The sequence below is a fragment of the Ensifer sp. Root1252 genome, assembly GCF_001425885.1.
Classification (GTDB): Bacteria; Pseudomonadota; Alphaproteobacteria; order Rhizobiales; family Rhizobiaceae; genus Ensifer; species Ensifer canadensis.
On record NZ_LMDT01000009.1, the window covers coordinates 77,639 to 92,746 of the forward strand.

General features: G+C 62.9%; 15 protein-coding genes. 2 read left to right on the forward strand and 13 right to left on the reverse strand.

Going from position 1 to position 15,108, the window contains the following annotated elements:
* Positions 1-46 precede the first annotated feature (46 nt).
* The 10 genes from ASD02_RS11330 to speB form a co-directional block, all read right to left on the reverse strand.
* On the reverse strand, positions 47-1,000 hold the full coding sequence (locus tag ASD02_RS11330; RefSeq protein ID WP_057216142.1) for a ring-cleaving dioxygenase: 954 nt from the start codon (positions 998-1,000) through the stop codon (positions 47-49).
* Positions 1,001-1,214: 214 nt separating this feature from the next.
* A complete protein-coding gene (locus ASD02_RS11335) occupies positions 1,215-1,994 on the reverse strand; it encodes a carbon-nitrogen hydrolase family protein (RefSeq protein ID WP_025428161.1) in 780 nt (259 codons plus the stop codon).
* Positions 1,991-2,791 carry an ABC transporter permease gene (locus tag ASD02_RS11340; RefSeq protein WP_025428162.1) on the reverse strand — a complete coding sequence of 267 codons (801 nt, stop codon included), beginning with the start codon at positions 2,789-2,791 and terminating at the stop codon, positions 1,991-1,993. The genes ASD02_RS11335 and ASD02_RS11340 overlap by 4 nt, the downstream gene beginning before the upstream one ends.
* Positions 2,788-3,642, reverse strand: coding sequence for an ABC transporter permease (locus ASD02_RS11345; RefSeq protein WP_025428163.1), 855 nt, complete (start codon positions 3,640-3,642; stop codon positions 2,788-2,790). Before ASD02_RS11345 ends, ASD02_RS11340 begins: the two co-directional genes overlap by 4 nt.
* Positions 3,639-4,676 (reverse strand): ABC transporter ATP-binding protein, encoded by a 1,038-nt coding sequence (locus ASD02_RS11350; RefSeq protein ID WP_025428164.1) that lies wholly within the window; start codon positions 4,674-4,676, stop codon positions 3,639-3,641. The genes ASD02_RS11345 and ASD02_RS11350 overlap by 4 nt, the downstream gene beginning before the upstream one ends.
* 119 nt (positions 4,677-4,795) lie before the next feature.
* Entirely contained in the window at positions 4,796-5,875 is a 1,080-nt protein-coding gene (locus ASD02_RS11355) for an ABC transporter substrate-binding protein (protein WP_025428165.1), read from the reverse strand.
* Between the two features lie 73 nt (positions 5,876-5,948).
* On the reverse strand, positions 5,949-6,596 hold the full coding sequence (locus ASD02_RS11360) for an amino acid ABC transporter permease (protein ID WP_025428166.1): 648 nt from the start codon (positions 6,594-6,596) through the stop codon (positions 5,949-5,951).
* Entirely contained in the window at positions 6,593-7,261 is a 669-nt protein-coding gene (locus ASD02_RS11365; RefSeq protein WP_025428167.1) for an amino acid ABC transporter permease, read from the reverse strand. The genes ASD02_RS11360 and ASD02_RS11365 overlap by 4 nt, the downstream gene beginning before the upstream one ends.
* A 64-nt stretch (positions 7,262-7,325) precedes the next feature.
* Positions 7,326-8,120, reverse strand: a complete 795-nt coding sequence (locus tag ASD02_RS11370) for a transporter substrate-binding domain-containing protein (protein WP_057220859.1) — start codon at positions 8,118-8,120, stop codon at positions 7,326-7,328.
* Positions 8,121-8,213: 93 nt separating this feature from the next.
* On the reverse strand, positions 8,214-9,275 hold the full coding sequence (speB, locus tag ASD02_RS11375; protein WP_057220860.1) for an agmatinase: 1,062 nt from the start codon (positions 9,273-9,275) through the stop codon (positions 8,214-8,216).
* A gap of 222 nt (positions 9,276-9,497) precedes the next feature.
* On the opposite strand from speB, the gene ASD02_RS11380 reads away from it, so the two are divergent.
* Complete coding sequence (locus tag ASD02_RS11380; RefSeq protein ID WP_025428170.1) at positions 9,498-10,544, forward strand: LysR substrate-binding domain-containing protein; 1,047 nt, start codon at positions 9,498-9,500, stop codon at positions 10,542-10,544.
* Between the two features lie 18 nt (positions 10,545-10,562).
* A complete protein-coding gene (locus ASD02_RS11385; RefSeq protein ID WP_025428171.1) occupies positions 10,563-11,741 on the forward strand; it encodes an aminotransferase in 1,179 nt (392 codons plus the stop codon).
* A 108-nt stretch (positions 11,742-11,849) separates the two neighbouring features.
* Here ASD02_RS11385 and ASD02_RS11390 read toward each other — a convergent pair whose 3' ends face one another.
* The 3 genes from ASD02_RS11390 to ASD02_RS11400 all read right to left on the reverse strand — a co-directional run bounded on the left by ASD02_RS11390 (position 11,850) and on the right by ASD02_RS11400 (position 15,106).
* A complete protein-coding gene (locus ASD02_RS11390; RefSeq protein WP_025428172.1) occupies positions 11,850-12,695 on the reverse strand; it encodes a DMT family transporter in 846 nt (281 codons plus the stop codon).
* A gap of 226 nt (positions 12,696-12,921) precedes the next feature.
* Entirely contained in the window at positions 12,922-14,355 is a 1,434-nt protein-coding gene (locus tag ASD02_RS11395; protein ID WP_025428173.1) for an aldehyde dehydrogenase family protein, read from the reverse strand.
* Positions 14,356-14,371: 16 nt separating this feature from the next.
* Positions 14,372-15,106, reverse strand: coding sequence for an MBL fold metallo-hydrolase (locus tag ASD02_RS11400; RefSeq protein WP_025428174.1), 735 nt, complete (start codon positions 15,104-15,106; stop codon positions 14,372-14,374).
* Positions 15,107-15,108: the final 2 nt, after the last annotated feature.

The following is a 15,108-nucleotide window of genomic DNA, read 5'->3' on the forward strand; positions in this document are numbered from 1 at the left end:
AAACCGAAAAAGCCGGGGACGAGCCCCGGCTTTCTGCTTTTGATCGTTATTCCAGCGGCTTCAGCCGTGCCTCGATCTGGGCCCGCTTCGGCTCCAGGAACGGCGGCAGCGACAGGCTTTCGCCAAGCGTTTCCATCGGTTCGTCGACGGCAAACCCCGGCCCGTCGGTGGCGATCTCGAACAGCACGCCGTTCGGCTCGCGGAAATAGAGCGAGCGGAAATAGTAGCGTTCGACCTCACCGCTCGACGGCAGGCGGAAGCCCTGCAGGCGCTCCGTCCACGCCGTCAGCGCATCTGTATCCGGCGCCCGGAAGGCGACGTGATGCACCGCGCCGGCACCCTGGCGGGCGGGCGGCAGGCCGGGCTGAACGGCCACATGCAGTTCGGCTGCGGGACCACCTTCGCCCATCGAGAACACATGCACCTGGCCCTCGCCATCCGGCGACGGATAGCGTCTTGCCTCGGTCATGTTCATCACCTGCGTCAGCACCAGCTCGGTGTTGGTGATATCAGGCACGCTGATGGTGATGGCCCCAAGACCCTTGATCTGGTGCTCGGCCGGAACCGGGCTCTTTTCCCAGGGGTGCGAGGGTGAAAGTCCGCCGTCGTCGATCAACCGGAAACGCTGGCCTTCGCCGTCTTCGAAGTCGAGAGAGATGCGGCCGTCGATTTCGCGCACATCGCCGGCGGTCACCTTCATCTCGTCGAGGCGACCCTTCCACCAGCGAACACTATCGGCACTGCCGACCCGCAGGCCGGTGCGCGAGATGCTGTGCGTGCCGCGGCCTTCGCGTCCGACCGGCCAGTCGAAGAAGGTCAGGTCCGTTCCCGGGCTCGCTTTGCCGTCGGCGTAAAACAGGTGATAGGCGGTTGTATCGTCCTGGTTGACGGTTTTCTTGACCAGGCGCAGCCCGAGAACCTTGGTGTAGAAGTGCAGGTTCTCCGGCGCGTTCGCCGTGATTGCCGTCAGATGGTGAATACCCGTCAGTTGCAAACTCATGATTGCCTCCAATGCGTGGCTTTTCTGTTGAGCACAATATGGGGCGGCACGGCGATTGCGAAAGTGGACAATGTAGAACGCAATGTTCTTCTGGAGTGAACGATCTCCGCACAACCTCGGAGCCTTTCCAGGAAAAGCGCGAAGCAGTTCTTCGTCAGGAAATGCGTAAAACTAGGAGACAGAGCGTTTCCACGATCGTCCAAACCGGAGAAGCCTACGTGCGATTGAGATCACCGAGATAGGTATTTTCCAGCCGCGAGATCGCGAAGCTCGCCGGATTGATGTCGGCAAAAATCAGCGCCTCGTGGCCGGCGTCACCCTTGGCCAGCACCTGTCCGTCCGGCGATGCGATGCGCGAGAGGCCGGCAAAGGAGAACATCGGGTCCGAGCCGCAATGGTTGATATAGGCAACGAAGACCTGGTTCTCGAAGGCGCGCGTCTGGATCATGTGGTCGGTGATGAAGGTGCCCGACCATCCGGCCGGCAGCGCCGTCGGCACCAGCACCGCTTCGGCACCCGCCAATGCCAGCCTGCGCACATTCTCAGGAAACTCGACATCGTAGCAGATCAGCATGCCACAGGTGACGCCACGGTGGGCGAACAGCCGTGTCGACGGTTTTTCGGCCCTAAACAGCGACCGCTCGTAGTCGCCGTAGAGATGCGATTTGCGGTAAACGGTCGGCGTCGCATCGCCATCGACATAGACGGCGCTGTTATAGATGTCGTTGCCATCGAGTTCGGCGAAACCGGCGATCAGCGCGATGCCGCTTTCCCGCGAAATCTGCGCCAGGCGCCGGACGATCAGTCCATCCGCCGGCTCGGCGAGATCGCGGATCGCCCCCCCCGCGCCATACCCGGTAAGGCCGAGTTCCGGCGTCATCAGCAGCGTCGCTTCTCTCGCAGCCGCCTCCTTCGCCGCCCGCGCAAGGCGGTCGAGATTGGTGGCGACATCGCCGCAGGCCGATTGCATCTGGAGCGCGGCGAGCTTCATCATTTTCCGTCCGACGACATGGCGCCCAAAAGCTTCGGCAGGTCGCCGAAACGGGCAACGAGACCGAAGATCACGGCGGCCGTAGTGACGAACAGGATCGTCACCGACGCCATGGTCGGCGTGTAGCCGTAGCGAAGCGCATTGAAGATCTTGATCGGCAGCGTTTCCATGGTGAAGCCGACGGTCATGTAGGCAACGATGTATTCGTTGAGCGAAAGCACGAAGGCGAACGCGTAGCCCGAGACGATATAGGGCAGGATCAGCGGCAGGACGATGGTGCGAAAGATCGTGCGCTCATCGGCCCCCATGGTCGCGGCTGCCTCGACCAGCGATCGGTCGATCGCGGTGAAGCCGAGCGACAACGTCACCAGCGGCAGCGTCACGAAGAAGATCGCGTGGCTGACGACCGCCGTCCAGGGCTGGCCGTAGAAGCCGACCGTTGCCCAGAAGGTGAGCATGCCAAGCGCGGTGATCACGGGCGGCAGCGTAAAGGGCGCGACGCCGAGCAACTGGAAGATATTGGCCCAGGGCGCGATCCGGCGCCAGAGGAACCAGGCCAGCGGCAACGCTATCGCAACGGCAAGGGCCGCCGACAGCAACGCCAGCGTGACGGAGGCGAAAAGCGCGCTGCGCCATTCCGGATTGAGGAAGATCTCGCCGTACCAGGACAGCGAAAAGCCCTGTGGCGGGAAAGCCAGCGTCTGCTTGGCATTGACCGATACACCGGCAACGACGATCAGCGGCAGCGCCAGGAAGAGCCCGATCAGGAAGAAGTAGGCCTTGCGGAAGATCGAGGTCATACCGCTTCTCCCTTGCGTCCGGCAATCACGGTCAGCGCCACGAGCCCGAGCGTCACCAGCACCAGGAACACCGCCATGGCCGCGGCAAAAGGCATGTTCGACTGGTAGATCGCCTGGTCGGTGATCAGCACCGACAGGGTCCAATGCTGCGGCCGGCCGAGCAGCTGCGGCAGCAGGTAGGAACCGAGCGCGAAGATGAACACCATGATCAGCGTTGCAGTGATGGTGTTTCTGAGCGCCGGCACGACGACGGTGAAGAAGGCTTTGAGCGGCGATGCGCCAAGCGTCCGGGCAGCCTCCGTCAGGGTCGGGTCAAGCCGCACAAGTGCCGGGAAAAGCACCAGCACCGTATAGGGGAAAGCCTGGTAGACCATGCCGGTCAGCACCGCGCCGAAACTCGGGGTCAGTGCCTTCGCCTCGCTCATGATGCCGAGCGCCACCAGAATGTTGGTAATGCCGGCCGTGCGAGAGAACAGCGTCGACCAGGCAAAGCCGATGATGACTTCCGACAGCGACAGGATCGACAGGAGCGCCACGAGCCAGAGCACCTGCACCTTTCGTCCCATGCGGGTCAGCATGTAGGTAAAGGGCAGCGCCAGCACGACGCAGCAGATCGCCACGGTGATGGCGAGCAGCAGCGAAAAGCCGAGCACACCGCCGAAGAAGGCGGAGAGGAAGCGCGCATAATTGTCGAAGACGAAGGCCGGCGTGTAGAAGCCGCCCTGCTGGCGCTGGAAGAAGCTGACGGCGATCATGGTGCCGAAGGGCACGACGAAGAAGATCGTCAGCATCGCCGCGGGAAAGAGGAGCGGCGCGTAATCGCCAAGGGTCTGGGGCGGTTCGCGTCTCATTTCTTCAACACCACGCAAACGTCGGGGGTAAGCGCAATGCCGACCTCCTGGCCGACGGTGACGTCTGGCCGGCCGCGCGGCGTCGAGACCGCGACGATCTGCCGGCCGGCAATGTCGACGAAGGTTTCGATCGTGCCGCCGAGATCGCGCACAAAGGTGACCTTGCCAGTGAGTGCGCCGGCACCGGGTGCGGTCAGGTGCACATCTTCAGGACGAACCGACAGCGTTCCCTTGGAAGCGCCTGCAGGCAATGCAAGGCCGGCAATCGGCTGCCCCAGCACCTCGACGCGGCCGGCACTGTCGGCCTGCACCTCGAGAAGATTGGTCTGGCCGATGAAGTCGGCGACGAAGCTGTCGGCGGGGCGGCGATAGATCTCGATCGGCGACGCGGCCTGGCGGATCTCGCCACCGTTCATCACGACGACCGTGTCGGCCATGGTCATCGCTTCGCGCTGGTCGTGGGTAACGACGATGGTGGTGATGCCGAGCTTCTGCTGCAGCTGGCGCAATTCCACCTGCATCGCCTCGCGCAGCTTGGCGTCGAGTGCCGACAGCGGCTCATCGAGAAGGAAAAGTTTGGGCGAGATCGCCAGTGCGCGCGCGATCGCGACACGCTGGCGCTGGCCGCCTGAAAGTTTGGCAACGGGCCTGTCGGCATAACCGGTCAGATGGATCATCGACAGCAGTTCGTCGACGCGCTTCTTCTGGTCTTCCTTTGCCGCACCGCGGATGCGCAAGGGGTAGGCGATGTTCTCGCCGACGGTCAGATGCGGGAAAAGCGCCAGCGACTGAAACACCATGCCGAGATTGCGCTTGTGCGTCGGCACATGGGTGATGTCGTCGCCATCAAGTTGGATCGCCCCGCCGGTCGGCAGGTCAAGGCCGGCGATCATGCGCAAAAGCGTGGTCTTGCCGCAACCGGACGGGCCGAGCATGCAGACGAACGTCCCGTGCGGCACGTTGAGGTCGACATTGTTGACGGCTCTGAAGGATCCGAATTCCTTGACGACGTTTTGAAGGGCGAGTCCGGACATTGTCTCTCCGCGGGATAGTCCCCTCCCGTCTGCGGGAGGGGTGGCAAGGGAGACGATGCCCCCTTTCGTTTAAGCTCCGGCCCTCCCCTTTAAAAAAGCGGAGGGCCAACGTCTTGTCATCAGCCGACGATCAGCTCGGTCCACTTCTGGTTGAGCCAATCGGACTTGGACTGATAAAGGTCGTAGCGCGGCACGATCGGCTCGATGTCAGACGAAACGGCTGCAAATTCCTTATCCGTCAGATCGGTGACTTCGCGCTTGACGGTCGGCGACGTGCCGACCTTGCGCGACAGGGTCGCCTGGATCGAAGGCTGGCACATGTAGTCGATGAAGACATGGGCTTCCTCGGACTTCTGCGAGGCGCGCGACAGTGCCCAGCAACCGGAATCCTGGATGCCGCCTTCCTTCGGGAAGGTCGAGCGCACCGGATTGCCGTCGGCGGCCGCAAGGCCGGTCACGTCGTGATAGTACTGGCCCATCGGGATTTCACCCGACTTCAGCGACTGCTCGAACTGTGCCTCGTCGCGGTACCAGAGCCGGACGTTCGGCTTAACCTCGGCGAGCTTTTCGAAGACCTTGAGGATGCCCTCTTCGGTATCAAGCGCATTGGTGCCGCCGAAGTAGGTCTTGGCGGTCACTTCCAGTAGGAAGGAGTTGGAAACCAGCGCCAGCAGGCCCAGCTTGTCGGCATTTGCCGGATCCCAGAACGCGGACCAGGAGGTCGGCGCTTCCTTGTAGACATCGGTGTTGGTGACCAGCGTGATGTACCAGGACACGGCCCCGATGCCGGCAACGCGGCCATCCGGATATTTGTTGACGAAGCGGTCGAGCAGGTTCGAGCTGTTCTTGATCTTCGCCATGTCGATCGGCGTCCACAGCTCGGTCGACTGTCCCTTGAGCATCGCCACCTGCGACATCATCGAAACGTCGGCCGGCGCCTGGCCGGCGCGTGCGGCCTGCTCCAGCTGAACGAGCCAGGCTTCGCCGGTCGGCTCGGCGATCGATTCGATCGCAATGCCCGTCGCCTTGGTGAATTCCGGGAAGATGTTCTTGTCGAACGAGGTTTTGAAATAGCCGCCGTAAACGCCGACCTTCAGCGACTTGTCCTGGGCGCGCAGTACCGAGGGCATCGCCAGCATCGAAGCGCCGGCAAGACCCGCGCCGAGCAGCGTGCGGCGCTTGATGGAAGTGGTGATCATCATCTTTCTCCTTTGTTTCGGCGGTGATCCGCCTTGTTCCCTGTTCTCTTTGATTTCTTGCACATTTTCGGTCTCAGTGCGCGGGCATTTTGCGTTCCAGCATGCGTGCATATTGTGTCAGCGGATAACACAGCACGAAGAAGATCACCGCGACCAGCCCATAGACCGTGAAAGGTTCGAAGGTTGCATTATTGATCGCATTGGCGGTTCTGAGAAGCTCCTCGAAGCCGATGATCGACGTCAGCGCCGTGCTCTTGATGAGCTGGACGAGGAAGCCGACAGCCGGCGGCCGGGTGATCGCGAACGCCTGCGGCAGGATCACCAGGCGCAGTTCCTGCAGGCGATGCAGCCCGAGGCTGGCGCCGGCATCCCACTGGCCGGCCGGCAGGGCTTCGACGCCGCCGCGCCAGATCTCGGCAAGATAGGCGCTGGCATAGAAGGTCAACCCCAATGCTGCCGCGGTCCATGGCTCGATGCGAAAGCCAAGCATCGGCAGACCGAAGAACATCAGGAACAGTTGCATCAACAACGGCGTGCCCTGAAACAGCGCGATGTAGCCCGAGCCGAACCGACGCAGCCACTTCTGTTTCGATATGCGCGCAAACAGGATCATCAGGCCGACGGCAGCCCCACCGGCAAAGGCGACAAGCGATAGAAGCAGCGTCCAGCGGGTCGCAAATACCAGATTGCGCAGGATGTCCCAGAAGGTGAACTCGATCATGACACGCCCGCCCCAAGCATGCGCCGGCCGCCCGCCACGAACAGACGGCGGATCATCATCGACAACGCGAGATAGATCAGCGTGACGACAAAATAGGTTTCGAAGGATCGGAAGGTCCGCGCCTGCAGCAGGTCCGCCTCATGGGCGAGTTCCCGCACGGCGATCTGCGACACGACCGCCGATTCCAGCATCATGATGATCACCTGGCTGATCAGCGCCGGAAAGATGACCTTCAGAGCCTGCGGCAGAATGATCTTGACGAACACCTGCCGTGGCCTCAGCCCGAGTGCAAAGGCTGCCTCGCCCTGGCCCTTCGGCACGGCGTCAAGGCCGGCACCGACGATCTCCGTGGTGTAGGCCGCCATGTTGAGCGTCATCGCCAGGATCGCCGCGACGATCGGATCGAGCCGGATGCCGAGGCTCGGCAGACCGAAGTAGATGAAGAACAACTGCACCAGGAACGGCGTGTTGCGGATCACTTCGACATAGACGGCAACCGCCTTGCGCAGCACGCCGTAACGGCTGCGGCGGGCGGCTGCAAAGACAATGCTGATCAGAATGCCGAGCACCATGGTGCAGGCGATCAGAAAGAGCGTCATCGCAGCGCCATGGGCGATCGCGCCCGCGGCATCCCGAAGCCACCCGAAATCGAGGCTGTAACCCATCGTCGCAACCTTTCCCCGAAAGGCACCCACGGAGACGCATGTCCCCGTGGGCGTCAAGTGCTGATTAGTCTTTCAGGTTTTCGGGGTTGAGCGGCGTCTTCAGCCAGGCCTCGGAGCTGGCATTCAGCTTGCCATCGGCAAGCATCTTAGCAACCGCGTCGTTGACGGCCGTCTTCAGGGCTTCCTCGTTCTTGTTGAGGCCGATATGCGACGGCGAGGTCAGGAGCTGGAACTTCTGTTCCGGCTTCAGCGCCTCCTGGCGGGCCAGCACCTGCGCACCGACGTCGTTGCCGACGACCATCAGCTGGGTCTGGCCGGAGATGAACGCCTGGATCACGGCATTGTAGTTGTCGAAGCGCTGGATCGCGGCGGTCGACGGCGCTGCCTCGGTCAGCGACGTATCTTCCAGCGTGCCGCGGTTGACGGCGATCGTCTTGTCCGCAAGGTCGTCCTTGCCGGCAACCTTGAGCTCAGCCGGACCGATGACCGCGATGTAGTAAGGTGCGTAGGCCGCGGCGAAGTCGATCACCTCGGCACGTTCCTTGGAGAAGCCGACGCTCATCAGGATGTCGACGCGCTTGTCGTTGAGATAGGGAATGCGGTTCTGGCCGGTGACGCTGACCAGGTTGAGCTTGACGCCGAGGCCGTCGGCGATCTGCTGGGCGACATCGACGTCATAACCCTTGATGCTCATGTCGGCACTGGCCGAGGAGAAGGGCGGGAAGTCCGAGAAGATGCCGACATTGATCTGGCCGGCCGACTTGATGTCGGCGAGCGCGTCGGCACGTGCGATACTGGTTGCCGCGCCCAGCATCAGAGCGGCGGCGAATGCTGCTTTCATCGTCTTGTGAAGTGTCATTGTCGTTCCCCTGTCCGGAAGCATTGTTGGTTGTGGCATTTGCTGGTCGGCCGCCGCTTCCAGTCCGGCAGCCGACAATCTTTCTTTCAGGCGTCAGGCGGACTTGCCGGTAACGGCCGGGCTGAACACCATGAGGCTGAGGATCTCGAACAGAACCTGGGCGCCGGCATGCGCCGTGTTGGTCGTCGCGTCATATTGCGGCGCGACCTCGACGACGTCGCCGCCGACAAGGTTGATGCCCTTGAGGCCGCGGATCAGTTCCAGCACTTCGCGGGTGGTGAGACCACCGATTTCAGGCGTGCCGGTGCCCGGTGCAAAGCTCGGATCAACGCTGTCGATGTCGAAGGAGAGATAGGTCGGGCCGTCGCCAACGATCTTCTTGGCCTTCTCGATGATCGCGGGAATGCCGAGACCGGTGACTTCCTCCGCATGGATGACGGTCATGCCGGACTCGTAGGAGAACTCCCAGAGATATTCGGCCGAGCCGCGGATGCCGATCTGCACGACACGGGTCGGATCGAGCACACCGTCGAGCACCGCGTTGCGGAACGGGCCGCCATGGTGGAACTTGGTGAGGTCGTAGGCGCCGCCGGTGTCGCAATGGGCATCGATGTGGATCATGCCGACCGACTTCTTCTTGCCGACGGCTTTCAGGATCGGATGGGTGATCGAATGGTCGCCGCCAACAGACAGCGGAATGACGCCGGCATCGACGATCTGGTTGATGCGCTTTTCGATATCGTCGTGGCTAAGCTCCAGCCGGTAGCGGCTCTGGAACGGCACGTCGCCGATGTCGGCGACACGCAGTTCGTGAACCGGCGCGCAACCGAGCACATGGTTGTAAGGGCCGATGCGCTCGATCGAACGCAGCGCCCGCGGTCCGAAGCGCGAACCAGGACGGTTGGTGACGCCAAGATCCATGGGGATGCCGACGATCGCGACCTGCAGATTGCCGAAATCGGGCTCGTCCGCATCAACAGCCATGTGCGGCGCCGTCAGGAAGGTCGGGATGCCGGAATAGGGCGCAAGGCGCGTGCCGCTCTTGGTGAAGATCTTGTCGGCGACGCGGCGGAAGGTCGGGTCGAACAGCTCGCCGCCATGGCTTTCACCGTATTTCGCCTTGAGTTCGCCAAGCTTCTTTTCGTCCCAGGCCATCCGCTCAAACCTCCGTCATGTCAGCCGGGGAATGCGCACAAAGGCGCCACAGATCAGCATCTGCGGATGGGGCCGGTTCTCTCCGGCTCAATCAAGTTCCCCAGGCTTTTTGCCCTGTTGAGTTCCATTAGGTGACAAATCCTCTGGAAAATCAATTGACATTGTTATAGCGTTTCGTGTGAGAAAAATTCACATGACAACAGCCCGCCGGAACCAAGCTTTTTGTCCAGCCGCCTGCCGCCCCTGAACCCCTTGCGCGCCTTCGAGGCGACGGCGCGCCGTGGCTCCGTGTCGGCTGCCGCGCGCGAACTGAACGTGACGCACGGCGCCATCAGCCACCAGATCCGCGCGCTCGAACTCTCGATCAACGCCACGCTATTCGTGCGCGGCGGAAAGCGGCTGAAGCTGACGCCGCAGGGCGCGCTGCTACTTCCGGCGGTTACCCACGCCTTTGCCGAAATCGCCGCCGCAACAGCCGCCATGACGCGCCCGACCACCAGCGGCGAGTTGCGCATCACCTGCGTCCCCGCCCTGCTCTCCTTCTGGCTGATCCCGCGCCTGCACCTCTTCACCGAGCAGTTTCCCGATGTGCGGCTGACGCTGATCGCCTCCAATGATGCCGCCTATCTCGATGCGTCCGATGTCGACGTCTGCCTGATCTATGGCGACGGCAACTGGCCGGGCTGCTGGTCGAAGCTCTGGAGCCGGCTGGAACTGTTCCCGGTCGTCAGCCCGACATTGCTGAATATGCGGCCGTTGCGCTCCGTGCGCGACCTGCGCGACCATGTGATGCTGCATGGCGACGACGGGCGCGAATGGAACACGTGGCTGGCAGCGGCCGATGCCAGCGACCTGCAGCGCGGTCGCCAACATTTCATGAGCGATGCGCGGCTTTCGACCGAAGCGGCGCTGCACAATCAGGGTGTCGCGCTTGGCGACACCATCACCGCCGGCAGCCTGATCGCGCGCGGCGAGTTGATCGCTCCCTTCGACCTGACGGTTCCGGCCAACGACGCCTTTTACGTCGCCTGCCGCAATGAAGTGCTGGCCGCCCCGATCGTGCGTATCTTCATCGACTGGATGTTCTCGGCGCTGGAAAACGACCCGATGCCGGAACTGCAGACCTCCGCGCGCACGATTATTCGCAGCCGAGCCTCGAAATCCGAGCCGACAGACCGTAAATCGGTGAAGGACGGTTTTCAGCCGGTTTCAGCTCCGGCCCGCGGCCGGCGCACGGAACGCCCACAGAAACGCAAGAACAAAGCCTGAGCCATAGGAACACCTGCCATGCCGCATTTCAATCCGCTCGTCGAAAAGCTCTCGTCGCCGCCCGTGCCGTCGGTGCTCGCCTGGGCGAAAAGCTATGATGGCTCCCGCGGGCCGCTGATCGACCTCTCGCAGGCGGTGCCCGGCTATCCGGCGCACCCGGACATGCTGGCATGGCTGGGCGAAGCCGCGGCGTCGACTGCCTATACCGGCTATGGCGCGATCGAGGGTGAAGCGGCGCTGCGCGAGGCCTATGCCGCGCATGTGGCAGGCCTTTATCGCGCCGCGATCACGGCCGACAACATCCACATCACCTCTGGTTGCAACCAGGCATTCATCTGCACCGCGATGGCGATCGCCTCAGCCGGTGATACGATCCTGATGACCAACCCCTATTACTTCAACCAGGAAACGACGCTCGCCATGCTCGGCATCAATGTCGAGCTGGTGCCCTGCGACGCCGGCGCCGGCTTCCTGCCGGAGATCGACGCAATCACTGCTGCGCTGCGGCCGGGTATCCGGGCGCTCGCGCTGGTATCGCCGAACAATCCGACCGGCGCGATCTATCCGCCCGAGCTTCTGTCGCGCATCTACGAAGTTTGCCGCGCCAACGGCACCTGGCTGATCCTCGACGAAACCTATCGCGACTTCCTGCCCGATGCCGGCGCTGCACCGCACGGCCTGCTGCAGACGGAGGGATGGCAGGACAGCTTCATCGGCCTCTACAGCTTCTCCAAATCCTTCTGCATTCCGGGCCATCGCCTCGGCGCAATCACCGCCGGGCCGGCGCTGGTCGAGCAGGTCACCAAGATCATGGACAACCTGCAGATCTGCGCGCCCCGTTCGGCGCAGGCCGCGGTCGCCAAGGCTATTCCAGCACTTGCCGATTGGCGTCTCGGCAATCGCGCCGAGATCGCTGCGCGTACAGACGCGCTGCGCGATGTCATGGGCCGGCTGCCGCAATGGAAGTTGCAGGCGATCGGCGCCTACTTCGCCTATATCCGGCATCCCTTCGCGGACATCGATTCGCAGTTCGTGGCCGAGAAGCTGGCGAAACTCGCCGGTGTCATCTGCCTGCCGGGCGACTACTTCGGCGAAGGCCAGGAAAACTACCTGCGCTTTGCCTTTGCCAATGCCGACGCGGGCACGATCCGCCAACTGGAAGAGCGGCTCGCCGGCTTCAACCTTCCCGGCCTGTAACAGGGCAAGAGCGTATCCGGTTTCGACGCAGCCGCGGAAACGCTCTTGCTCCATGTTTTTACACATTTCCTGACGGAAGACCGCGTTCGCACCTTTCCTGGAAATGCTCTAACCGCGGCGGGCGATCAGGATGCCGACAAGCACGATCGCCCCGCCGATTGCCTGCATCAGCCCGACCGGCTCGGAGAGCAGTATCCAGGCGAGGATCGCCGCGACCACCGGCTGCAGCAAAAGCGTCAGCGACGAAAACGCCGGCGGCAGATAGGCGAGCGCATAGGTGATCGCCACCTGCCCGCCCGCATGGCTGACGAAGGCGAGGCCGAACAGCATCGACCAGCCGAAGAGCGTCGGCGGCAATAGCGTGGGCTCGGACAGAAGCACGATCGGCAGCATGCAGATGGCGGCGGATGCCGTGCTCCAAACCATGATCCGGATGGTGCTGAACAGGCTGCGCAGCCGCCCGATTGCCAGGATGTAACCGGCATAGAACATCGCAGCGATGACGGCGACGCCGTCGCCCAGCAGATTGCCGTCGGCAAGCGCCATCGGGCCGCCCTTGAGGATGATCACGCCGGCGACCGCCGTCGCAAGTCCGATGGCAAACACGGTGCTGATGCGGGCGCGAAAAAGCAGCCAGCTCGCAAGCGTCACGAAAACGGGGGCAAGGTTGGCCAGCAGGGTGGCATTGGCGACCGACGTCTTGGTCAGCGCATAGTGCCAGGCGGCAAGGTCGATTGCGAGGAAGACACCCGGCAGCACCAGCAGCGCATACTCCGACAGCCGCTCGGGCCGCCGGTCGGACGCCGGCGCCCCACGAAACCAGGACCAGGCGAGAAGCGGGATCAGCGCCAGCGCCACGCGCCAGAAGGCCGTCGCCATCGGTCCGACCTCGGACAGGCGCACGAAGATCGGCGAGCCGCCGATCGCAGCCCCGCCGATCAGCAGGGCAGCCATGGCAAGGCGATTATGAGAAGAGGCGGCGGCGGGTGCTGAGGTCACGTCAATGTCCGGCTCTCTGCTGGCGGGCGATCATGGCGCCCCTGAGAAGGCAGCTAGCAGAAGTGCGGCATCGGCAACAGTCGCAATAAATCGCCCGCAGCAACAAAGACGGCCGCCATGCGCAAACACGGCGACCGTCCAATGGTTCTATCGCGCCTCGTCGGCGCAATGCTTGGTGTCGTCAGGCCGCGTCCGGAATATGCACGGTCTTGACCTCAAGGAAATCCTCGAGCCCGAACATGCCGCCTTCGCGTCCATTGCCGGACTGCTTGTAGCCGCCGAAGGGGCTGCCATAACGATGGGGGCCGCCGTTGATGTGGACCATGCCGGCGCGCAGGCGTGACGCCACCCGCTCCGCCCGCTTGGGATCGCCGGTCTGCACATAGGCGGCCAGCCCGTAATTGGTGTCGTTGGCGATCGCGATCGCTTCCTCCTCGGTATCGAAGGGGATGATCGCCAGCACCGGCCCGAACACCTCCTCGCGAGCAATGCGCATGGTGTTGTTGACGTCGGCAAAGATGGTCGGCTTGACGAAGTAGCCGGTCTCGAAGCCCTCGGGCTTGCCGGCACCGCCGACGACAAGACGCGCGCCCTCGGCGATACCCGCTTCGATCAGCGCCTGCACGCGGCCGAACTGGACGTCGCTCACCAACGGGCCGATGTGGCCGCCTTCCTTGGTCGGATCGCCGACCTCGGCTCCACGACCGACGCGGCCGGCGATCTCGACGACCTTGTCGTAGACGCTACGCTCGACCAGCATGCGCGTCGGCGCATCGCAGGACTGGCCGGAATTGTTGAAGCATTCGAGCACGCTTCCGCTCACTCGGTCTTCGAGATCGGCATCGGCAAAGACGATGTTCGGTGACTTGCCGCCGAGTTCGAGCGTCACGCGCTTGACCGTTTCGGCCGCATCCTTGCTGACGGCGATGCCGGCGCGGGTCGAACCGGTAAACGACATCATGTCGATGTCCCGATGCTTCGACAGTGCGGCACCGGCATTGATGCCATCGCCATTGACGAGGTTGAAGACGCCCGCTGGAAAACCGGCCTCATCGATCATTTCGGCATAGAGCATGGCGTTGAGCGGCGTGAATTCGCTCGGCTTCAGCACGCAGGTCGAGCCGGTCGCAAGTGCGGGAACGACCTTGAGCGCGATCTGGTTGATCGGCCAGTTCCAGGGCGTGATCAGGCCGCAGATGCCGATCGGCTCGCGCAGGATCACGTCGCCGTTCGCCAGCGTATCGCGCGTCTTCAGCCGCTTCAGCGCATCGATGAACCCCTGCAGATGGCCGACGCCGACATCCGCCTGCTGCTCGCGCGTCATTGTCGTCGGAGCGCCGAGCTCCATGGTGATGGTGGCCACCATCTCGTCATAGCGGCGCTTGTAGATCGACAACAGCTTTTCGAGCAGCGCCAGCCGCTCGTCGACGCTTGTACGGCTATAGGTGGCGAAGGCCTTCTTCGCAGCGGCAACGGCGCGATCGATATCGGCGGCCGAACCCATCGAAATCACCGCGATCGGCTTCTCGGTCGCCGGGTTCAGCACCTCCAGATCGTTAGGCGTGATCGGATCGACCCATTGGCCGTCGATATAAAACTTCCTTTTGTCGAGCATACGCTCCTCCTTCCCGTCAGATTGTGTTTTCTTTCTCCGCGAGCCAGTCCTTGATGAGCGCGCGGTAGCGCTCGCCTGAAAAGCTCGGAAAATGTCCGCCGTGGACGATACGCGCCGGAATGCGCAGCAACCGTTCCATCGACGCCAGATAGTCGTCGGCATTGGCGTGGTAGGTATCTTCGATCAGCGGCCCGTCGTAGAGGATGTCGCCGGAAAAGAGCACGCCGCTCTTCTCCTCCCAGAGTGCGATGCCACCGGGCGAATGCCCGGGCGTGTGGATCACCTCGAAGACGCGATCGCCAAGATCGATATGATCGCCATCGGCAAGAACAATCGTCGCAGGCGCAGCCTTCACCGCGTAGGTGGTCGAGGCATAGGGCTCGGGCGGCAGCGCGTCGAAAATCTCGTCGGCGACATAGGGGTCGGCAAGCGTGTTGATGCGCGTCGGATGCGCCAGCAGCTCAGCTTCGGCCGCATGCACGGCGCGGCAATCGAATTCGTGATGGCAGCCGATATGGTCGAAATGCGTATGGCTGGCAACGGCGGTCAGTTTGCGCTCGGTGACCAGCGGCACCCACGCGCGCAACGACACCACGCCCATGCCGCTATCAACAAGCATGTCACGGTCGCGCCCGCGCACGTGCCACATGTTGCAGCGGTAGAACTCCTGGATAAAGGGTTCGCAGATGTAGGTGACATCGTCGTCGAGACGCTTCGCCGCATACCAGTCTTTCGGAGCAATTCGCCGCATCT